The sequence below is a fragment of the Streptomyces sp. NRRL B-24085 genome (genome assembly GCF_001282115.1).
In the GTDB taxonomy this organism is placed as follows: Bacteria; Actinomycetota; Actinomycetes; order Streptomycetales; family Streptomycetaceae; genus Streptomyces.
Genome location: NZ_LJBR01000065.1, coordinates 1 through 20,659 on the forward strand (window position 1 = coordinate 1; position 20,659 = coordinate 20,659).

At 71.6% G+C, this 20,659-nt stretch carries 15 protein-coding genes; 9 read left to right on the forward strand and 6 right to left on the reverse strand.

Going from position 1 to position 20,659, the window contains the following annotated elements:
- The first annotated feature begins 23 nt into the window (after positions 1 to 23).
- Both AOJ26_RS09830 and AOJ26_RS09835 read left to right on the forward strand, forming a co-directional pair.
- A complete protein-coding gene (locus AOJ26_RS09830) occupies positions 24 to 614 on the forward strand; it encodes a TIGR00730 family Rossman fold protein (protein ID WP_053847837.1) in 591 nt (196 codons plus the stop codon).
- A 54-nt stretch (positions 615 to 668) separates the two neighbouring features.
- Positions 669 to 1,808 (forward strand): hypothetical protein, encoded by a 1,140-nt coding sequence (locus AOJ26_RS09835; RefSeq protein ID WP_063790257.1) that lies wholly within the window; start codon positions 669 to 671, stop codon positions 1,806 to 1,808.
- A 62-nt stretch (positions 1,809 to 1,870) separates the two neighbouring features.
- Here the strand turns inward: AOJ26_RS09835 and AOJ26_RS09840 are convergent, their stop codons facing one another.
- From AOJ26_RS09840 to AOJ26_RS09850, 3 genes are read right to left on the reverse strand one after another with little or no spacing between them, the layout of a single operon-like run.
- On the reverse strand, positions 1,871 to 2,686 hold the full coding sequence (locus tag AOJ26_RS09840; protein ID WP_053847839.1) for an AMP-binding protein: 816 nt from the start codon (positions 2,684 to 2,686) through the stop codon (positions 1,871 to 1,873).
- Between the two features lie 5 nt (positions 2,687 to 2,691).
- Positions 2,692 to 6,696: a non-ribosomal peptide synthetase gene (locus AOJ26_RS09845; RefSeq protein WP_053847840.1), complete on the reverse strand. Its 4,005-nt coding sequence runs from the start codon at positions 6,694 to 6,696 to the stop codon at positions 2,692 to 2,694.
- Positions 6,693 to 6,881: an MbtH family protein gene (locus AOJ26_RS09850; protein WP_053847875.1), complete on the reverse strand. Its 189-nt coding sequence runs from the start codon at positions 6,879 to 6,881 to the stop codon at positions 6,693 to 6,695. Before AOJ26_RS09850 ends, AOJ26_RS09845 begins: the two co-directional genes overlap by 4 nt.
- A 300-nt stretch (positions 6,882 to 7,181) precedes the next feature.
- Between AOJ26_RS09850 and AOJ26_RS09855 the strand changes: the two genes are divergently transcribed.
- The 7 genes from AOJ26_RS09855 to AOJ26_RS09885 all read left to right on the forward strand — a co-directional run bounded on the left by AOJ26_RS09855 (position 7,182) and on the right by AOJ26_RS09885 (position 17,520).
- A complete protein-coding gene (locus AOJ26_RS09855) occupies positions 7,182 to 8,501 on the forward strand; it encodes an NB-ARC domain-containing protein (protein WP_053847841.1) in 1,320 nt (439 codons plus the stop codon).
- A 182-nt stretch (positions 8,502 to 8,683) separates the two neighbouring features.
- Positions 8,684 to 10,189: an argininosuccinate lyase gene (locus AOJ26_RS09860; protein ID WP_053847842.1), complete on the forward strand. Its 1,506-nt coding sequence runs from the start codon at positions 8,684 to 8,686 to the stop codon at positions 10,187 to 10,189.
- Between the two features lie 32 nt (positions 10,190 to 10,221).
- A complete protein-coding gene (locus AOJ26_RS09865) occupies positions 10,222 to 11,169 on the forward strand; it encodes a hypothetical protein (RefSeq protein WP_053847843.1) in 948 nt (315 codons plus the stop codon).
- Positions 11,166 to 13,439, forward strand: coding sequence for a pyridoxal-phosphate dependent enzyme (locus AOJ26_RS09870; protein ID WP_053847844.1), 2,274 nt, complete (start codon positions 11,166 to 11,168; stop codon positions 13,437 to 13,439). Before AOJ26_RS09865 ends, AOJ26_RS09870 begins: the two co-directional genes overlap by 4 nt.
- Before the next feature lie 45 nt (positions 13,440 to 13,484).
- A complete protein-coding gene (locus tag AOJ26_RS09875) occupies positions 13,485 to 14,450 on the forward strand; it encodes an ornithine carbamoyltransferase (RefSeq protein WP_053847845.1) in 966 nt (321 codons plus the stop codon).
- Positions 14,450 to 16,237 carry a non-ribosomal peptide synthetase gene (locus AOJ26_RS09880; RefSeq protein ID WP_053847846.1) on the forward strand — a complete coding sequence of 596 codons (1,788 nt, stop codon included), beginning with the start codon at positions 14,450 to 14,452 and terminating at the stop codon, positions 16,235 to 16,237. The genes AOJ26_RS09875 and AOJ26_RS09880 overlap by 1 nt, the downstream gene beginning before the upstream one ends.
- Positions 16,234 to 17,520, forward strand: coding sequence for a Zn-dependent hydrolase (locus AOJ26_RS09885; RefSeq protein WP_078959818.1), 1,287 nt, complete (start codon positions 16,234 to 16,236; stop codon positions 17,518 to 17,520). The genes AOJ26_RS09880 and AOJ26_RS09885 overlap by 4 nt, the downstream gene beginning before the upstream one ends.
- Before the next feature lie 86 nt (positions 17,521 to 17,606).
- Here the strand turns inward: AOJ26_RS09885 and AOJ26_RS09890 are convergent, their stop codons facing one another.
- The 3 genes from AOJ26_RS09890 to AOJ26_RS09900 form a co-directional block, all read right to left on the reverse strand.
- A complete protein-coding gene (locus AOJ26_RS09890; RefSeq protein WP_053847848.1) occupies positions 17,607 to 18,422 on the reverse strand; it encodes an HAD-IA family hydrolase in 816 nt (271 codons plus the stop codon).
- A complete protein-coding gene (locus tag AOJ26_RS09895; RefSeq protein WP_143663538.1) occupies positions 18,419 to 19,261 on the reverse strand; it encodes a class II fructose-bisphosphate aldolase in 843 nt (280 codons plus the stop codon). The genes AOJ26_RS09890 and AOJ26_RS09895 overlap by 4 nt, the downstream gene beginning before the upstream one ends.
- Before the next feature lie 97 nt (positions 19,262 to 19,358).
- Positions 19,359 to 20,606, reverse strand: a complete 1,248-nt coding sequence (locus AOJ26_RS09900) for an ATP-grasp domain-containing protein (RefSeq protein ID WP_078959819.1) — start codon at positions 20,604 to 20,606, stop codon at positions 19,359 to 19,361.
- Positions 20,607 to 20,659 lie beyond the last annotated feature (53 nt).

Sequence of the window (20,659 nt, forward strand, 5' to 3'; positions counted from 1 at the left end):
AAGCCGCTGCGTGAGGAGACCCGATGACCGTCCCCCTTTCCGTCTGCGTCTTCTGCGGCTTCTCTCCCGGAGCGGGGACACGGTACGTGGAGTCGGCCAGGGACCTGGGCGCGCTGCTCGGCCAACGCGGGCACCGGCTGGTCTACGGCGCGGGGACGGGCGGGCTCATGGGGGCCGTGGCCGCCGGGGCCGCGGAGCGCGGCGCACGCATCACGGGTCTCATCCCGGACTTCCTGCGTCTGCGCGAACAGGCCGACGAACTCCCGGAACAGCGCCTGGTCCTCACCGGCGACCTGCTGGAACGCAAGCGGGGGATGATCGACGAGGCCGACGCGTTCGTCGCGTTGCCCGGAGGCTACGGCACGCTGGACGAGGTCCTCGAAGTGATCTCCATGAAGGCCCTGGGCGTGCTGGACGCCCCCCTGGTGCTGGTCAATGTGGACAACGCCTGGACCCCGTTCGTGGCGCTGATCGACAGCCTGCACGAGCGCGGTTTCCTGCGCGACCCCCGAGTCTTCAGCGTCGCCGCCGACCCCGCGGAGGCGCTGACGCACATCGAACGGCACACGGCACGCGACCGGCTGGAAAGCCGGCCTGCCGTCGTGCACCAGTGAACGGCCCGACTCCCGGGCCGTGGACCCCGACACCGACCGAGTGAAGTGGTGACCATGCCGACTCCGACAGGTCCGGACAAGCCCCTCATCATGCTGGTGGGAATGGGAGACCTGTCCTCCCGACTGCTCACCATGCTGCTGTCCCACCCCGCCACCAACCGGGTCGTGGTGGCCGGACGCTACCCGGAGACCCTCCGGCGCCGTGCCAACCTCGCCCGACTCACCGCCGTGAACCTCGGGTTGTTCGGCAGTGTGGCGACGGAACGGATCGACCTGTACGACGTCGCCGGCACCGCCGAGACGCTCGACCGGGTCCGTCCCGACATCGTGTTCATGGGAGCGTCACTCCAGTCGTGGAGGGTCATCACCCAGCTCCCGAAGGACGTCTTCGAGGAACTCGACCAGGCTCAGCTCGGCCCCTGGCTGCCTCGCCATCTCACCCTGAATCACCTGCTGATGCAGGCCGTACGGATGTCGGGCACCGGGGCGAAGGTGGTCAACGCGGCCTACCCCGACGCGGTGGGGCCCGTACTCGCCACCGCCGGACTGGCCCCCACCACCGGCATCGGGAACGTCGCCAACATCGTTCCGGCCCTCACCCTGGCGTACGCGCACTGCGCCGACCGGGACCCGGCCGACGTCGAGGTCCGGCTCGTCGCCCAGCACTACTTCAGCCACTACGTGCCGCGCTACGGAGAGGCCGGCAAGGGCGCCTACCACCTCACCGCGCGGGTCGGCGGAGAGTTGTTGGACAAGTCCCACCAGGAGGTCTTCCCCCAGATCAACGGCCGGCTGAAACGCCTGGGCGGTCTCGACGGCCAGCTCCTGACGGCCTCCTCCGCGATGCGGGTGCTGCAAGCGATGGCCACCGACAGCGGGGCCCTGTGCCACGCCCCCGCGCCCGGCGGTCTGCCCGGTGGCTATCCCGTCCGGGTGACCGCGGAGGGGGCCACGGTGGACCTGGACCCCTCCCTCACCCTCGACGAGGCGGTACGGCTGAACGTGGAGTGCCAGCGCGCCGACGGCATCGAACGGATCGACGAGGACGGGACGGTGACGTTCACCGAACCCGAGATGGCCGTCATGAAGCGGATGCTCGGCTACGACTGCCCCGCCATGAAGCTCTCCGAGACCGCCCAGTGGGCGGACGAACTCGGCCGCAAGTACGAGGCGTTCGCCGCACGCCACAAGTGACTCCGACACGGCGGTGCCGCGGTCTTCGGCCGCGGCACCGCCGTATCACGCTCGCAGCCGTGTCACGCTCGTGTCCTTGCCGTCCCAGGTCCGCCGACCACGTGCAACGAGCAGCCGTGCCGGCCCAGTTGCTCGGCGAACCGTGCGGCCACCCGGGGAGGCGGCGCCGCACCGGTGCACAGGACATGCCTGAGCCACGGCGGCGGCAGCAGCCCGTGCACCCGTTGGAAGTCCATGAACTCCTCGAGCGCGTCCAGCGGGAGCACCATCACGGTGGCACGGTTGCGCTGGCAGGCCAGCAGCCGTGCCATGGGATCCCGGGCCTCCTGCGCCACCACGGCCGCGCCCGCGCACAGCGGCCAGAACATCTCGAGCACCGCCTCGGGCGAGCCGACCGCCGCCGAGTGCAGCATCGTGTCACCCGGCGTCAGCGGGCAGACCAGCTGCGCCTCGAAGATCTGCGCCAGCCACTGTCCGTGCCGGGACACCACCATGGACGCGGAGCCCGCCCGTTCGTCCGGGGCGGGGGCGGCCGCCGTGTCGTCCCGGTCGGTGAAGCAGGCCGTGGCCCGGGCCGACGCAAGGATCCGGTCCACGCGCTCGGGCGGGGTGGCCGCATCGATGGGCAGCGCCGCCGCGCCGCTCTCCAGGACCGCGAGCGTCGCCGCCACGAATCGGGGGCCGCGCGGCAGACACACGCCCACCGGTGCCTGCGCGGGGTTGCCGAGCGCGGTCAGCCGCCGCGCCAGACTGTGCGAACTGTGCAGCAGTTCCCGGTAGGTGAACTGCTCCATCGGCGAGCGGACCGCCAGCCTCCCCAGGGCCCGTTCGCCCTGGCGGCCGACCAGCTCGTGCACGGGACTGACGTCCAGGGTCATCGCGGTCACGACGCGGGCCCGCCCGCCACCGCGATCGGCAGGAACCCGCTCACCGCCCGGGCGACCTCGGTGGCGAGCGGCGGCCTGAGCATGTCGAAGTGGCCGCCGGACACGCTCGCCCGGTGCACCGCCCCGGTTGCCAGGGACTCCCAGCGGGCCGAATGCGCGTCCTCGGCGGAGGTCACCAGGCACAGGTCGCCGTCGTGGGGGCCGGGACGGTAGGAGCCGAGCCGTGCGCACTGCCGCTGCCACACCCGCAGGACCTCGCGGGGGAACCGGTCGGGCGTGCGGCACGACGCCGGGTCCACCCCCATGGCCTCGACGAGACCGGATCGGATGATCGCCTGGAAGTCCTCCTCCAGGCGCCGGCCCGTGGCCTTGTGCAACCGTGCGCTCATCCCGGCCAGTTCACGTTCCTGCTGCCGCCAGCCCGCCGGGTCCTCCGGCGCGCACGGATCGAGCAGGACCAGCCCGGCCACGCCATGGCCCAGGGCGGCCAACTGACGGGAGGTCTCAAGGGCCACGGGCGCCCCGGCCGACCAGCCGGCGACGACCACCGCCTCGTCCACGGCTCCCGCGATCTCGCGCGCGTACCGGGAGCTCATCAGCTCCAGAGTGCTCTCGTCGTCGCCGCCGTCGCCGTGCAACGAGGCGAGGGTCAGCCCGTACACGGGCTGTGCCGGCGGCAGTTCTGCTACCAGATGCCGGTAGCAGAACACCGTGCCGCCGACCGGATGGACCAGCACCAACGGGACACCCCCGCCCGCGGCCCCCTGGATCCTCGCCAGACTGCGGGGCCGGGACACGTCCGGGGACCCGGACACGCCGGGCCGCTTGCGCTCGGCGTCGATCACCGCCGACAACGCCGCAAGGGTGGGGGAGCGCAGGACCTCCTCGAAGGGGACGGGGCGGTCGTAGCGGACGCGCAGCCGCTCCAGCAGCGCGAGCACCAGGAGGGAGTCGCCGCCCAGAGCGAAGAAGTCGTCGGCCGCCCCGATGTTCTGCGCCGGGATGCCGAGCAGCTCGGACCAGAGGGCGGCCAGCTCGACAGCCGTCTCGCCGGCCGAGCGAGCGGAGGGCCCGTCCGCGCCGGAACCCTGCCAGACCGGCGGCGGCAACGCGGCCCGGTCCGTCTTGCCGTTCTCATTGAGCGGCAGTGCGTCCAGCCAGGTGATCACCGAGGGCACGAGATACGGCGGCAGTACTTCGCCCAGTGATGCGCGGAGCTCTGCCGCGGGCGGCCGCTCGGAGGTACGGGGGACCGCGTAGGCGGCCAACGCGAGCTGACCCGAGGGGGCGCGCACGGCGACCACCACGGCTCGCTGCACCGCCGGATGCGCGGCCACCGCGCTCTCCACCTCCGCCGGTTCCACCCGGTATCCGCGGATCTTGACCTGCTGGTCGGCTCGGCCGAGGAACTCCACCTCGCCGTCGGCGTTCCAGCGGCCCAGATCTCCCGTCCGGTACATACGGGCGCCCGGCGGGCCGTACGGATCCGGCAGGAACCGGCTCGCCGTCACCGCGGGCAGACCGGCGTACCCCCGCACCACACAGTCGCCGCCGATGTAGATCTCGCCGGTCACGCCGGTCGGCACCCGGTTGAAGGAGGCGTCCAGGACATGGAGCGTGGTGCGGGGGATGGGCAGACCGATGGGCAGGTCACCGGCCCCGTCGGCGTCGTCCGGAGCGGCCTCGTGCACGCTGTTGGCCACGGACGCCTCGGTCGGGCCGTACTCGTTGAGCACCGGCGTGTGCGGGTCGAGCGCACGCCACGCGCCGAGCGCCGAGCGGGGAAAGGCATCGGCGCCGACCACCAGCAGCCGGGCCAGACCTTGCGCCCGGTGCGCCGGCAGTTGGCGGGTCAGCAGCTCCAGATGGCCCGGGGTCAGCTTGACGAACGCGAACGGCCCGGCCGCGCAGAGGACCTCGCCGAGTTCGGAGGGCGGGACGGACTCGGGGACGACCGTGACGGTCTGGCCCACCAGCAGCGGTGCGAACAGGTTCGGCACGATCATGTCGAAGGCGATCGACGAGAACAGCGGCGCCCCGCCGGTGCGGTCGCCGACGTACCGGTGGACGCACCACATCAGGAAGTTGACCAGACCCCGGTGCTCCACGAGGACGCCTTTGGGCGTGCCGGTGGAACCGGACGTGTAGATGACATAGCACAGGTTGCGCGGATCGGCCGGCTCCGGGGCCGGTCCGCCGGGGGCGGCCTGTTCGTCCACCAGCATGACCGCGGACGACAGTTCGGAGGCGGAATCCGCCAGGGCGGGCTCGGTCAGGACGACGGCGGATCCGCTGTCACGCACGAGATGGCGCAGCCGCGGCAGCGGGAAGGCCGGATCCAGCGGTACGTACGCTCCGCCCGCCTTGGCGACCCCCAGCAGCGCGGCCACCAGATGCGTGGAACGGTGCATGTACACCGCCACCCGGGTCTCGGGGCCCACCCCGCGTGCGGCGAGCGCCCGGGCGATCCGGTCGGCTCGCGCGTCCAGTTCCGCATAGGTGAGCGCGGCCGCTCCGTCCCCGCCGGCCTCGCGCACGGCGACCTGATCCGGAGTGCGCTGTGCCTGCCGCTCGAACAGTTCGTGCAGGCAGGCGTCCGGGAGCTCGCCGGGCCCGCCGTCCGACAGCTCCTCGAACCGGGCCAGTTCGCCGGAGGTGAGGACGGGAATCCGGTGCAGCCGCAGATCCGGCCCACCGCGTGCGGGGTCGGTGACCGAGTCCAGGACCGTGCGCAGCCGGGTCCCCACCTCCTCGGCCGTACGGCTGTCGCAGGCAGAGGTCCGGTAGGTCAGCGTGCCCTCGAGCCCCCTGCCGCACGGTGCGAGCGCGAGGTCCAGGTCGCTCTTCGGGGTGGTGAAGCCGACCGGCCAGGATTCGGCGTCGGTGCCCGTCAGGCGCAACGCCTCGGCCGGCTCGTAGTCCACCTCGAAGAGGACGTTGAACAGCGGGTTGGCCGCCGCCGACCTGGTCGTGCGCCGGACGTCGCGGAGCACGGTCTCGAAGGGGGTCTGCCGGTGCTCCAGAACGTCGAGGAACCGCTCGGCGTTGCGGTCGACGAGGTCGGCGAAGGCAGGGTCGCCGCCCAACTCGCCCCGCAGCACGACGGTGTTGAACAGCGGGCCCACGACCCGCTCGGCCTCGGCCCCGTCCCGCTGCGAGACGGTGGTGCCCACCGCCACGTCGCGGGTGCCGCACAGTCGGCCCAGCACGGTCTGGAACGCGCTCAGCAGCACCACGAACCGCGTGGTGCACAGCCGCCCGGCCAGGGCGTCGACCCGGGCGAGCAGATCCTCGTCCAGAACGAACCGGGTTTGCGCGCCGGGCCGCACGGTACCCGGCGTCGGCTCCACGGAGTTGCCGGGCAGCTCCAACAGGCGTATTCCAGACAGCTCTTGGCGCCAGAACGACAGGTCGGCCGCACGTCCGGGACCGTCCGTGCCGCGGGCGCCGCGCAGGTACTCCCAGTAGGCCGGGCGGGACGGGGCGGGTGCCGGGCCCCTGGCGTCCGGACGGCACAGACACGCGTAGGTCTCCGCCAGTTCTCTCAGCAGCAGTCGAAGTGACCAGCCGTCGCAGACGGAGTGATGGAGGTCGAGGTGCACGACGTGGTCGCGGGGCCCGAGCCGTATCACGCCGGCTCGCAGCAGTGGCGGGCGGGACATGTCGAACGGCACGGCGGCAGCGGTCTCCACCCGGCGCCGGGCATCCCGCAGGGCCGCCGCTTCCAGCCTGCCGCCGAGATCGACCACCTCCAGCGGCACACTGGCGTCGGGAACGGTTTCGACGACGAGCGTCCCGGCGCGCTCGACGAAGCGCGAGCGCAGGATCGGGGTGCGGCTCGTGAGTGCCGACACCGCGGCCTGGAGAGCCCCCACGTCGAGCGGTCCTGTCAGTCGGCTCGCCGTCGAGACGTTGAACGCCGGGCTCCCCGGAGCCAGCCGGGAGGCCAGCCACATGCCCTGCTGGATGACCGACGCCGGCTCACAGGCCGGGGCCGTCACCGCTGTCCCTCCGCGCGGGCCATCCGCTCACGCAGATCACGGGGCCGCATGTCGGTCCATGTCGCGTCGATGTGGCGCAGACACTCCTGTTCGTCTCCGCGCGTGCCCTCGGCCCGCCAGCCGTCCGGCAGTTCGAGCTCGGCGGGCCATATCGCGTACTGGTCCTGGTCGTTGGCCACCACCATGAACACGGAATCTCCTTGGAATGAGGCGGACCGCGTCAGCGTAGGAACCGCGTGGCCGCGACCGCGGCACTCCGGACCGGCAGTCGACCGGCACCTTGGCCCGCCGCACGGTTTCGGCCTTGATCCCGATTTCGCTGCTATGGACACCGACCAGGACCGTGAGAAGAATGAAAGAAGCCTTTCGAAAGGGGGCCCAGCACCAGTTCGGCCGGGACAACGATGTCCCTCGGCCGGGGCCCACCCGTCGTCTCGCCGATCACATGTGCACGAGGAAAGTCGAACAACCAACGGAGGTTGTGAATGGGACCCGAAGGAATCGGCACCCTGGTCCGCAGGTTCCGCTGCCAGGCGCGCCTGACCCAGTACGAGTTATCCGAGATCAGCACGGTCAGCGTACGGGCGATCAGGGATCTGGAGAACGGACGGGTGGAACGCCCCCGGCAGGAGACCGTGCGGCTCATCGCCAACGGACTGCACCTGGGGGAGTCCCAGCGCCTGGTGCTCCACGCGGCGTGCGGAGGCAGCGCCAAGGAGGCTGCCGCCAAACTGATCAGCGACGCGGCCCCGATCGAACCGCCCGCCCGCATCAACGGTCTGTCCGGCCGCGAGGCCGAGGTGCAGACCGTGGTCGAAGCCATGACACGCGACCACAACCGCTGGATGACCATCACCGGTCTCAACGGTGTCGGAAAGACGAGCGTGGCCCTCGACGTCGCGCACACCCTCCACAAGCTCCACTCGTACTCGACGCTGTGGGTCTCACTCGGCGCTCCCGGCCCGCACACGGACGGCTCCGACCGGTTCCGGGTGGACAGCGCGGTGGTGGCCGAGGTCTCGCGGATCGGTGAGCACCTCATGGGCGACGAATTCGACGCCCGTCAGCTCGTCCAGATGATCGGCCAGCGGCGCACCCTGCTCGTCCTCGACGGATGCGACCTGAAGCAGATCGGCGCCGACCGCGTGCTGGCGCTGCTCGCGGGCTGTCACGGCCTGCGGGTCCTGGTGACGACCCGCGACAGCGGCGCCACCCCCGGCGAGCACCTGCTGCCCCTCGAACCGCTCGACGTGCCGGCGTGCGAGACGAACCCGCCCGCCAGGGCCGAGCACCACCCCGCCGTCCAACTGATGCTCTCCCACATCCGCCGTCTGCAGCCACGGGCCGCGGACACCTCCGCCGCCACGGTCGGTCATCTCGTCGGTGTCTGCCGCGCCCTCGACTGCATTCCCGCGGCCCTCAAGCTCGGAGCGGAGTGGGGTCTCGTCCTGTCCCCGGTACAGCTCCTGGAACGTGCCCGGCGGGACCCCCTGTCCCTGCTGATCTCGCCGACCGTGGGCGGTGCCGGACCGGCGCTGCGGCAGACCCTGGAACAGTCGGTGCGCACCGTCACCGCCACGGACCGTCAACTGCTGGGCCTGCTCGCCCCGTTGCGTACCGGTTGGACCGTCCAGGACGTCGCCAGGCTCGCCGGCATCGACGAACCGGACTCCGCCCGGCGGGTCTGGGGACTGCTCGTCCGCGGCCTGATCCGGCGCGTCGACGGCTCGGCCGGCTCACACTTCCGCGTCCTGAACCTCGTCGCCCGCCTCTTCGAGATGCAGGAGCCGGAAACCGTCCACTGACGACAGCCGCGGGCACGCCCCGGCCACGAGCGACGGCAGTCTGCGCCGGATGCGACCGGCAGGCAGACTGCCGCGTTCTTGCCCTCCATGCTGCCGCCCGCGCCGCCCGTGCCCGGTGATGCTTGGTGCCCGCAACCGATCGGGCAGGCGACGGCTGTCGCCAGGCAGGAGCACTCGCGACGATGCGACCCAGCGAGAACGCGGCGGGCCCCCTGAGCGGCCGCGTCCGGACCACGCCCAGCCGACTCCTGCACGACGAGGTGCTCGGCCCCCAGTTCCGGTACGAGGCCGAACACCTCCTCCCCTGGTACGTCCTCATCGAGAAGGTGCTCCTCGTCGAGTACCACCGCATGGAACTCGTCGAGGCCGCTGACCGCACGGCCATCGCCGCGATCCTGCACCGCACCACGCCGCAGACGCTGGTCGCCGACCCCGAGGCCAACCTGTCGGACCTGGCCCTGGCGCTGGAGCGGCACGTGGAACGGCATCTGCCGCGGCGCGTGGTGCACTGGCACGTCGACCGCAGCCGCAACGACCTCCAGGCCTGCGCACAACTGCTGCACGGGCGCGAGACACTCGCCCGAACCGCGCAGGCCCTGCTGGACACGGCCGAGGCCGCCCTCGACCTCGGGGAGCGCACCGTCGAACTGCCGATGCCCGGCTACACCCAGTACCAGGCCGCCCAGATCATCAGCCCCGGCTTCTACCTCACCGCTGTCGTCGAGCAGACCCTCCACACCGTGGAGCGGCTCCTGTTCACCCACGACGTCAACAACCGGTCCCCGCTGGGCGCGGGGGCCATGGCCGGCCAGGAACTGCCGTGGGACCGCGAGCGCATGGCCCGTCTGATCGGCTGCACCTCGGCGGTGCCGCACGCGCTCACCGCGGTGGCCTCACGGGGCTGGCGCGTCGAGACGGCCGCCGAACTGTCCACCTACGCGGTGGCCCTGGGCCGGTTCGTCACCGATCTGATGGCCTGGGGGAGCAGCGAGCTCGGCTTCGTCGACCTGCCCGACGAGTTCTGCGGGATCTCCGCGGCCATGCCGCAGAAGAGGAACTTTCCCGTCCTAGAACGCATCCGGGGTCGTGCCGCACACGTGGCGAGCGCCCATCTCGACCTGGTGATCGGGCAGCGCGGCGTTCCGTACACCAACATGATCGAGGTGTCGAAGGAGGCCGGTGGCTTCCGGCACTCCGCCGTCGAGGAGATGGCCTCGGCTCTGCGGCTGTTCACGGCGGTGCTGCGGCATCTCGAGTTCCGGGCCGACCGGATGCGCGCCGCCTGTGAGCGGGACTTCCTGGGCGGCTTCACCCTCGCCAACCAATTGACGCTGCGGGCTGCCGTGCCCTGGCGGACCGCACAGGTCGTCGCCGGGGAGTACATCACCTCGGCACTGGAGAAGGGACTGCCCCCGGGCCGTACGGAACCGGCACTGCTGCGCGAGGCCGCCTCGCGGCACGGACACCACGTCGAGGCCCCGGACGCGCTTCTGGCCGAGTCCCTGGACGTGGACCGGGGACTGCGGAACAAGACCACCCCGGGCTCCGCCCACCCCGACGCGGTGCGCGCGCTGCTCACCGACCAGCGCGCGCACGCCCGCCGGCTGGCGGACACCTGGGAGAGCCGCCGGGCCACGGTCCGGGCCGGCCTGACGGAGACGGACCGTCTGCTCGGTCTCAGCGGCTGACAGCACTCCGAACGAGAGGGACGCCCACACACATGCGCACCCACGAGTCCGCTATCGAAAGAACACTGGACGGCGGGCTGGGCATCAGCCGCGCCTTCGGCACATTCGGCGAACTGCTCCAAGGAGTGCTGCCGGACAACGGCCTGGACTTCCTGGTGACCCTGCCGATCGACCTGTGGTCCACCGCCCGCTTCGACGTGGGCCCGGCCGACTGCCCGGTCACCGTGCGACCCGCCCACAAACGCAAGTCCTTGACCCTGGCCCGGATGCTGCTGGCCCGGCACGGCATCGACCGCGGTGGCACGCTGACCATCCACAGCGCCCTGCCGGAGGGCAAAGGGCTCGCCAGTTCGTCCGCGGACCTGGTGGCCGCCTGCCGGGCGATCTGCTCCGCCTTCGGCATCCCCCTGGCCAACAGCACGATCGAGGACCTGCTGCGCGCCATCGAGCCCACCGACGGGGTGATGTACCCGGGTTCCGTCGCCTTCTACCACCGGCAGGCGCGACTGCGCGAGCACCTGGGCCAGCCGCCCCCGCTGACCATCGTCGGCGTCGACGAGGGAGGTGCCGTACCCACCGTCGCCTTCAACCGGATCCCCAAACCGTTCGGCCCCGCCGACAGACGTGAGTACGGCCGGCTCCTCGACACCCTGGTCCGGGCGCTGCGCGAGCGAGACCTGGTGACCATGGGTGAGGTCGCCACTCGCAGCGCGGTGATGAACCAGCGGCTGCGTCCGAAGCGGATGCTCGACGAGATGTGCCGCATCAGCCGGACCGCGGGCGCCCTGGGCGTGGTGGCGGCCCACAGCGGCACGGTTCTGGGTGTCCTGCTCGCCGAGGAGGACCCGGAGTACGAGAACCGGCTGACCCGGGTCAGGGACGCCTGCCGCGAACTCGCCGGCCACACCGCCCTCTACCACTCACTGGTCGATGTGGGCCCGCCCCACTCACCGTCCGTCGACCGATCGGGGAACCTGTGATCTTCAGCAGCGTCGTGGACGCCATCGGACACACACCTGTCGTCAGGCTCCGCCACGAGGGCCCCGGCGACGTGGAACTCTACGCCAAACTGGAACTGCAGAACCTCTTCGGGATGAAGGACCGGGTCGCCAAACAAGCCATTCTGGAAGCCCGCCGCACCGGCGAACTGACTCCCGGCGCACCCGTCATCGAGAGCTCGTCCGGGACCATGGCCCTCGGCGTCGCCCTGGTGGGCACCTCCCTCGGTCATCCCGTCCACATCGTCACCGACCCGCGCATCGACCCGATCACCCTGGCCAAACTGCGGGCCCTGGGATGCGCGGTCCACGTCGTCGAGGCGATGTCCGCCGCCGGCTGGCAGAGCGCCCGGCTCGAACGCCTCGCGCAACTGATGGACGAACTGCCGGGCGCGTTCTGCCCCCAGCAGTACCAGAACCCGGACAACCCGCTGGCCTACCGCGCCCTGGCGGCCGAACTCCTGGAAGATCTGGGCTCCTTGGACACCGTCGTCGGGTCCGTCGGCAGCGGCGGCTCCTTGTGCGGCACCTCCCGCGTCCTGCGCCAGAGCCTGCCGGGGCTGCGCGTGGTGGGCGTCGACTGCGTGGGCAGCGTCCTGTTCGACCAGCCCGACCGTCCTCGGCGGCTGCAGAGCGGACTCGGCAACAGCCTGCACCCCGCCAACCTCGACAGCACCCTCATCGACGAGGTGCACTGGCTCAACGACCACGAGGCCTTCGCCGCCACCCGGGACCTGGCACGGGAACAGAACGTCTTCGGCGGCAACACCTCGGGCTCCGTCTACCAGGTGATGAGGCACCTGGCCGCACAGGCGTCGCCCGGCAGCCGGATCGTCGGCATCTTCCCCGACCGCGGCGACCGCTACACCGGGACCGTCTACGACGACGAGCACTGGCGCGGCGCCGACCTGTCCTCCCAGCCCCGGCGGCGCACACCCGTCCGCGTGCCCTACGGCCAGGAGGTCACCGCCTGGTCCTGCGCGGAGCTCCGACGCAGCCAGGAGCCCCGCAAGCTGATCTTCGTCGAGTCGAACACCACCGGGACCGGCATGCTCGCCCTCGACAAGGCCCGGGAACTCGGCCTCGAACCGCTCTTCCTGACCGCGGACCCGGAGCGCTACCAGGGCCTTGCCGAGCGCGCCTGCGAGACGGTCCGCTGCGACACCAACTCCCTCAGCGCGGTGCGCCGCACGCTCAGGAACACCATCCGCCGGGAGGACTGCGCCGGCGTGACCACCACCAGCGAGTTCTACCTGCCCCTCGTCGCCGAACTGGCCCGGTGGCTGGCACTGCCGGGCAACCCGCCCGAGGTGGCCGCCCTGTGCCGGGACAAGGCGCAGGTACGGCGGGCACTCGCCGACGCGGGCCTGTGCCGCACCCGGTTCGCGACCGCGGACCGCCCCGAGGACGTCGCCGAAGCGGTACGCCGGGTCGGACTGCCCTGTGTGGTGAAACCGGTCGACGACTCCGGATCCGTCGACGTGGTGCGGTGCGCGAGCGCCGACCGTGCCGAGGCCGCCGCCCGGTCCGTACTCGGCCGTACGTTCAACGTGCGAGGACAGCGGGCCGCTCCTACCGCACTGATCGAGGAGTACCTGGACGGACCCGAGTACAGCGTGGAGATGTTCGGCACCGGCGACGAGACGATCTGCGTGGGCATCACCGAGAAACACGTCACCGACGGACCGCACTTCGTCGAGTACCGGCACGTCTTCCCCGCGGTGCTGCCGCCGGCCCTCGCCGCCCGGATCGAGACCGTGGTGTCCGCCGCGCTGGCCGCCGTCGGCTTCCGGCACGGCGCCTCCCACACCGAGGTCAGGGTGAACGACGACAACGTGTCCGTGATCGAGATCAACGGCAGGCCCGCCGGCGGCATGATTCCCGAACTCGTCCGCCTCTCCTCCGGCACCGATCTGCTGGCCGAGCAACTCGGCGCGGCCGCGGGACTGTCCGTGAAACCGAGGGCCGACCAGGAGTCCTGGGCCGGAGTCCAGTTCCTCACCGCCGACCGCGACGGAGTGCTCAGCGGCTTCGACGGTCTGGAGGAGGCCGGGCGACTGCCCGGCGTCACCCACGTGGTGCCGACGGCCGAGCCGGGACGCACGGTGTGCACACCGCGTCAGGCCTACGACCGGCTCGGCTACGTCATCGCCCAGGGCCCGACCCGAGCCGACGTCATCGAGACCCTGGACAGGGCGTCAGGGCTCATCCGGATCAGGCTCACCGACCCCGTCCGTCCCGGGGCGGCATAAAGACGCCCGGCCCTGACACGCCCGCACAGAGGAGACCGATCAACCATGCGCCATCTGATCTCGCTCACCGACCTCCGCCCGGACGACCTGGCGCACCTCGTACGCCGCGCCGTCCGGCTCGCAGAACGGACCGATTCCTCCGCCGGACCCGAGCGCACCCTGGACCGCCGCCGGGTCGGCATCTACTTCCGCAAGTCGTCCACCAGGACGCGCACCGCCTTCTGGGGCGCGGCGGTCGCCCTCGGGGCCGACGCCATCGCCTTCGGCCCCGACGACCTCCAGATCAGCACGGGAGAGACCCTCCAGGACACCGCCAAGACACTGAGCCGCTACCTCGACGCCCTGGTCGTCCGCACCAACGAGGACATCCAGGAGCTCCGGGACCTGGCCGCGGCCGGCGACCTGGCCGTCGTCAACGCGCTCACTCTCGATGAGCATCCCACTCAGGCGGTCGCCGACCTCACCACGCTCGCAGAGCACTTCGGCGAGCTCTCCGGCCGCCATGTGCTGTGCGTCGGCGAGGGCAACAGCTCGGCCCGAGCCCTGGCCCTGGCCGCGGCACTCACCCCCGGCCTGCGTCTCACCCTGCTCTGCCCCGAGGGCTACACGGTGCCTGACGAACACCTCAAGTCGCTCGACGAGATCGGCGACGGCTCGCTCGTGACCCAGGAGACCGAACCGGCCCGGGTGGCCGGACCCGTGGACGCCGTCTACACCAGCCGCTGGCGCACGATGGGGGTCCCCAAGGAGGACCCCGACTGGATCCGCGCCTTCGACGGCTTCCGCATCGACGACGCCTTCCTCGACCGGGTGGGCGGACCGGACACCGTCTTCCTGCACGACCTGCCCGCGGTGCGCGGACAGGAGGTCACCGACGAGGTGCTCGACGGCCCCCGCAGCCTGGCCTGGCGGCAGGCCTTCCACAAGATGACCGCCGCCATGGCCGTCCTCGAGTGGTGTCTGCTCGACGGCGCCCCCGGCGCCCGGGACGAGGGGGGCAGCACGCCGTGATGGTCCCCGTTACCTCCCGTACGGCCGGGACGGTCGACGGACTCGTCGTACGGCAGGCCACCCGCACGCCTGACGCGGTGGCGGTGACACACGTCGGCCAGGAGCTGACCTACGCCGAACTCGTCTCCCGCGCCGGGGAGTTGGCACACCGGCTCACCGCGCGGGAGGTGCGGCCGGGGGACGTGGTGGCCCTGCTCATGGACCGCTCGGTGTCCTTCGTCGTCTCGGCGCTCGCGGTGCTCATGGCGGGCGGCGCCTACCTGCCGCTCGACCGGCGTCACCCGCAGGACCGCCTGCGCTGGATGGTCGAGGACGCCGGTGCCGTCCTGCTCCTCACGGACGGTCCCGCCGCGGTGGTCGGCTGGGCCGGGGAGACTCCCGTCGAGGAGGTCGGCCCGACCTCCGGTCCCGTCCCGGCACCGCGACGGCTGCCCGACCCTCCCGCGCACCCCGAGCACCTGGCGTACGTGATGTACACCTCCGGCTCCACCGGCACGCCCAAAGGCGTGGCCAACACCCACCGCAACATCGTGGACTTCGTGACCGACCCCTGCTGGGACCCGCAGCGGCAGGCGCGCGTGCTGGCCTACTCCCCGCTGGGCTTCGACTCCTCCACCTACGAGCTGTGGGTGCCCCTGGTCCAGGGCGGCCGGGCGGTGGTGTGGAGCCCGGAGCACTTCGACGTCGCCGAGCTGAAGCACGTGATCGCCCGGAACGAGGTGACCGCCGCCTACTTCACCACGGCGCTGTTCGACACCATCGCGCACGAGGACCCGGCGGCACTCGCACCCCTGCGGGACGTGACGACCGGCGGTGACGTGCTGTCCGTCAGTGCGCTCCGCCGGGTGCGCGAGCACTGCCCCGGCACCACGGTCGTGCACGCCTACGGCCCCACCGAGACCACCGTCTTCTGCAGCCTCCAGCCGTTCGCCCCGGACTTACGCGGAGCGCTGCGGCTCCATCTCGGCACACCCATGCGTCACACCGGCCTGTACGTCCTGGACGACACCCTGCGTCCGGTGCCACCCGGCGGTACGGGCGAGCTGTACGTCAGCGGATCCCATCTGGCCCGCGGCTACGTGGGACGGCCCGGGCTCACGGCCCAGCGGTTCCTGCCTGATCCGCAGGGCGCGCCGGGCAGCCGGATGTACCGCACCGGCGACCTGGCCCGCAGGGAGTCCGACGGCACCCTCACCTTCGCCGGCCGAGTCGACCGGCAGGTGAAACTGCGGGGCTTCCGGATCGAGCCGGCCGAGATCGAGGCCGCTCTCGTCGCCCTCCCCGAGGTGGCCCGTGCCGCGGTCACCCTGCGCGAGGACCTGCCGGGCGGACGCGGGCTCGCCGCATACCTGGTCCCAAGGGACCGGACCCGCCAGGCCGTCGACGTCGACGAGGCCAGGCACCACCTGTCCAGGCTGCTGCCGCCGTACATGGTGCCCTCCGCGTTCACCGTCCTGCACGAACTGCCCCTGACCGTCCACGGCAAGGTGGACCACTCGGCGCTGCCCCGCCCGGCCGCATCGGCGGAGCAGGGCCCGGCCCCCCGCACCCCGCTGGAGGAGAAGCTGTGCGGGCTGTTCTCCGAGATCCTCCAGTGCCCGCCCGTCGGCGTCGACGACAACTTCTTCCAGCTCGGCGGCCAGTCCCTGCTCGCCATCCGGCTCGGCGCCCGTATCCGGGAGACGACCGACCACGCGGTGACGATCCGTGATCTGTTCCGGTATCCGACCGTCGCCCGGCTGGCCGCCCACCTGACCGCAGACACCGCAGCCAACCGGGAGACATGATGGCCCTGCTCGACTCGCCCCTGCGCGCCGGCCCGATCCACGTCGACGGCGACCGCCTGACGGACCGCCTGGGGAAGCTGCGCACGTTCGGCGGCACCACCGACGGCGGTGTCACCCGGCCCGCTTTCACCCCGGAAGACCTGCGCGCCCGGGAGACCACGGCCGGCTATCTGCGCGAGGCCGGCCTGCGGGTCCGGGTGGACGCGGCCGCCAACCTCATCGGCACCGCGCCCGGCCGGCGTCCCGAACTCGGTGCCCTGGTCCTCGGCTCCCACCTGGACACCGTCCGGGGCGGCGGGGCCTACGACGGGGCGTACGGCGTGATGGCGGCCGTCGAGGTGGTGCAGAGCCTGCGCGACCGGCGCGTGGAGCTCGAACACCCCGTGGCCGTCATCGCGTTCGCCAACGAGGAGGGAACCCCCGACACCTCGCCCATGTTCGGCTCCCGGGCGGTGGCCGGTCTGGTCGACGAGCGGGAACTGAACGCGCGCACCGCGGACGGCCGTCCCTTCTCCGAGACCCTGGACGCCGCGGGCGGCGACAGCGCCCGGATCGGGCGTGCCCGCTGGCCGCACGGGTCGATCGCCGCCTTCCTGGAGGCCCACATCGAGCAGGGTCCGATCCTTGAGCGCGAGGGCGCCCGGATCGGTGTCGTGGAGGGCATCAGCGGACGCCAGACCGTTGAACTGGTGGTGCGGGGAGCGGCCGGCCACGGCGGAACGACACCGATGGACGCCCGCCGTGACGCCCTGGTCGCGGCCGCGCAGGCCGTGCTGGGGGTGCGCGAGCTGGCCGGGCCGTCAGGGGTGGTGCGGGTGGCCACCGTCGGCCAGTGCCGGGTGGTGCCGGGTGCCTGGAACGTCATCCCCGGCGAGGCACGCCTCCAGATCGATCTGCGGGACCTGGACGGTGCGGCCATCGACGAGGGACTGGCCCGCCTGCGCGCCCTGTCGGACCGTATCGCCGCCGACACCGGTACGACGATCACCCTCTCGCCGCAGCAGCGGGTCACGCCCACGCGGTGCGACGAGCGGTTGCGGAAACTGGCCGTCGACGCCGCGGACTCCCTCGGCCACGCGCACCGCAGCCTGCCCAGCGGGGCCGGGCACGACGCGCAATGGATGTCCCGGGTGGCTCCGAGCGGCATGGTCTTCGTACCGAGCAGGGGCGGGGTCAGCCACGTGCCCGAGGAGTACACCGCGCCCGAGGACCTGGTCGCGGGCGCCGACGTACTGCTCAACGTCGTGCTGGCAGGCGACCGGGAGTTCCGCCCGGAGGGCTGAACGCGCCACGTGACGGACGGGTGCCGGGGCTCTGCGCCCCGGCACCCGTCCGTCATGCCCGTTTGCGTCCGTGCGGCCCGCTGCCGTCAGCGCAACAGCGACCGCACATCAGGGCGGGCCGCACCGGCCGTCTCGCTCAGCCGCCGCAACGCCTCCAGCGTCAGATAGGGATGGTTGCCGTGCGAGGCCCGGCCGCCGAGCGCGACCTCCGGCGGCAGGCCCGGATCACCCAGCCCACTGATCACCAACGCGGCCTCGGAGAAGTCGTCGTGGACGGTGAGCCTCGTGGGCGTCACCACGCACGTCATGCCGGAGGCCATCGCCGACAGCAGGCCGTTGCGGGTGTCCTCGATCACGACACAGCGCTCCGGGCGCACGCCGATCGCCGTGGCCGTGGCGTCGAACACGTCGGGCGCCGGCTTCTTGCGCCGTACGGATTCACCGGTGATCAGGGTGAGCCGGGACGCGAGTTCCGTCCCGAGCGCGGCCTCGACCAGGGTGCGCACCGAGTCCCGGGCGCCCGCCGAGGCGACGGCCACCCGCCACCCGGCCCGCAACGCGTCCTCGGCGAGGCGGCGCACGCCCGGCCGTGGCGTGACGTTCCCGGCCTTGAGCGACTCCACGTATATCTGCGTCTTGCGCCGATGCCAGGCGGCGATGAGCCGCTGCCACTCGGCCGGGTCGGAGGGGACGTCGAAGACCGTGCGGAAACGCGGATCGTCCCGCAACAGGTTGAGGCGTTCCCTGCCCCCCGACACCCGCAGCGCGCGCTGGTACTCGGCGTCGCTCCAACGCCACGGAATGCCCAGCTCCGCCCACACCTGGTTGAAGGCACGCAGATGCCTCTGGATCTCGACGTCCACGATGACGCCGTCACAGTCGAAGATCAGCCCGCGTTTCATCGGCTCTGCCCCGCACTGCCGAGCACCTCGGCGTAGTGGCGGCACAACGCACCGATCCGGCCGTGCGCCGCGCTCACCAGGTCGAGAGGTTCGGTGCGGGAGGCCTGGACGAACGCCTGCACGGCCGCCACGTACGTCTCCTTCAGCACGGACGACAGATTGACCTTCGTCACGCCGCTGTCCACGGCTTTGCGCAGACACGCGTCGGACAACCCGCTGCCGCCGTGCAGGACCACCGGCACCCGCGCGGAGAGCTCTCGTGCCCGCCCGTAGTCCACGGCGGGTTCCTCGGTGTGCATGCCGTGCCGGGTGCCGAGATCGGGACTGAAGCAGTGGACGCCTGTCCTGTCGAGAAAGGAGAGGGTGCTGTGGTGCTGCGCCTCGGTGTCCTCGGCGTTCTGGGAACTCGGGTCGTCGACGCGCCTGATGCGCTCGAATTCCCCCTCGATCGCGGCTCCTCGCCTTTCGGCCTCCTCGACGACACGCCGGGTGGCCCGCACCCCTTCCTCGTACGGGAGGTGCGAGCTGTCGAAGAGGGCGGAATGCCAGCCGCTGTCGAGGCAGGAAAGGAGGAACGCCGGCTCTCCGCAGTGGTCGAGATGCAGAACGGCCGTCGTGCCGTGCAGTTTCCTCTTGGCCTCGAACGTGGCGCGGAGGAGTTTCGGGCTCCAGAATCTCGCCGTACGCACCGATACCTGCACGACGACCGGAGAACGGGCGAGGGCGGCTGACGAGAGCACGGAATCCATGCTCAGTTCGTCGACGACATTGAACGCGGGAAGGGCGTATCCGCCCGATGAGGCATTGTCGAGCAACTCACGCAGCCATGCGACCGGCATGTCTCTCTTCTCTTCGTCGGTGAAGCCGAACGCGGTGAGCGGCACGGACGCGCCTGCGTTTCCTGCACACGTCGGCCACGGGTGCGGTACGCGGATGTCAGTCGTAGTCGATCCAGTCGATGCACTCGATCTCCGCTACGAGGTCCGCGAGTCGGTCATGGGTCGCGGCGGTGCCCAGCACCGCGGCCACACCGCCGTCCGTACCGTCGCGCCAGTCGGCGCTCGCGCCGGGACGGGTCGTGATGGTGACGCGTTCGACCTCGGGCCGCTCACGCAATGCGAACAGGCCCTCCCGGACCTCGCGCACGCGGTGGGCGGTCACCGGGGGCATCACCAGGTAGTGGAAGGCGACGGCTTCGGCGGATCGCGCGGCCGCCGGGGCGGGCGGCCTGCCCAGCGCGGCCCTGACGGCCGTGTCGGCGGGGTCCGCGGTGGCCGAGCGGACAGCCAGGTCATCGACCCACCCGCCGAGCCGGCCGTTGACCTCGATCACCCTGGGACCGGCGGGCGTCAGCTTCAGTTCCACGTCGGCGATTCCGGTGCGGATGCCGAGTGCGCCGACCGCGCGGCAGGCGAGATCCTGTGCGGCGGTCAGCTCGGCCTGCGGCACCGTCGACGCCTGTCCGTAGCCGCCGCGCTCGCGATACGGCTCGGCCAGGGCGAACTTGCTGGTGACGAAGAGCGGCCGGACGTCCTCGCCGTCGGCCACACAGTCGACCGCGAGGTAGTCGCCCCAGGGGGCGTCGACCGGGCGCCCGACGAGGAGTTCCTCCACGATGGCGGTCCGGGGCGGCGATGCCGTGCCGTCGAGGATGCGGGCGACGGCGTCCGCGCATTGTGCCTCGGTGGTGACCGAGACCGTGTGCTTGCTCGCGGCGCCGGTGGTCGGCTTGACGATCGCGGGCAGACCGACCCGGTCGAGTGCCGCGCCGACCTCCTCCACCCGGGTCACCTCGTGGAAACGGACCGAATCGACACCCTGCTCGGCAAGTCTCCTCCGCTGGAGGTCCTTTCTGGTGATGGCTCCGACGTCGTCGAGCGAGTGATAGGGAAGCTCCAGAAGATGTGCCAGTCGCGCGGTCGGCACGATCATTCCCTCGCTGAAAGTGACGATGCCGGAGGGTTTGAAAGGCTCCAGTGCCGCCACGATCTCCGAGTCGTCGAAGCCCGTCGTGTCGATGACCGACCCGACCATTTCCAACGCGGGTGTCATTTCCCGAGCATGTTCCGAGCCGGTGGTGACGAACACGACATCGGACTCGTTCTGCTCGGCGGCCTCGGCCAGCCGGACCGGAGAAAGGCTGCCGTAGTCATAAGTGACCAGTAATGATGCATCCTTTGGCATACACCCACCTCAAGGTCGGTACGTACGCATCGCATTAAAGAATGCGGTACGCA

Bases quoted from the DNA above. Each gene is read 5' to 3' on its own strand.
- AOJ26_RS09830 (WP_053847837.1), top strand. From the start codon at position 24: ATGACCGTCCCCCTTTCCGTCTGCGTCTTCTGCGGCTTCTCTCCCGGA.
- AOJ26_RS09835 (WP_063790257.1), top strand. From the start codon at position 669: ATGCCGACTCCGACAGGTCCGGACAAGCCCCTCATCATGCTGGTGGGA.
- AOJ26_RS09840 (WP_053847839.1), bottom strand. From the start codon at position 2,686: ATGACCCTGGACGTCAGTCCCGTGCACGAGCTGGTCGGCCGCCAGGGC.
- AOJ26_RS09850 (WP_053847875.1), bottom strand. From the start codon at position 6,881: ATGGTGGTGGCCAACGACCAGGACCAGTACGCGATATGGCCCGCCGAG.
- AOJ26_RS09855 (WP_053847841.1), top strand. From the start codon at position 7,182: ATGGGACCCGAAGGAATCGGCACCCTGGTCCGCAGGTTCCGCTGCCAG.
- AOJ26_RS09860 (WP_053847842.1), top strand. From the start codon at position 8,684: ATGCGACCCAGCGAGAACGCGGCGGGCCCCCTGAGCGGCCGCGTCCGG.
- AOJ26_RS09865 (WP_053847843.1), top strand. From the start codon at position 10,222: ATGCGCACCCACGAGTCCGCTATCGAAAGAACACTGGACGGCGGGCTG.
- AOJ26_RS09875 (WP_053847845.1), top strand. From the start codon at position 13,485: ATGCGCCATCTGATCTCGCTCACCGACCTCCGCCCGGACGACCTGGCG.
- AOJ26_RS09880 (WP_053847846.1), top strand. From the start codon at position 14,450: ATGGTCCCCGTTACCTCCCGTACGGCCGGGACGGTCGACGGACTCGTC.
- AOJ26_RS09885 (WP_078959818.1), top strand. From the start codon at position 16,234: ATGATGGCCCTGCTCGACTCGCCCCTGCGCGCCGGCCCGATCCACGTC.
- AOJ26_RS09890 (WP_053847848.1), bottom strand. From the start codon at position 18,422: ATGAAACGCGGGCTGATCTTCGACTGTGACGGCGTCATCGTGGACGTC.
- AOJ26_RS09895 (WP_143663538.1), bottom strand. From the start codon at position 19,261: ATGCCGGTCGCATGGCTGCGTGAGTTGCTCGACAATGCCTCATCGGGC.
- AOJ26_RS09900 (WP_078959819.1), bottom strand. From the start codon at position 20,606: ATGCCAAAGGATGCATCATTACTGGTCACTTATGACTACGGCAGCCTT.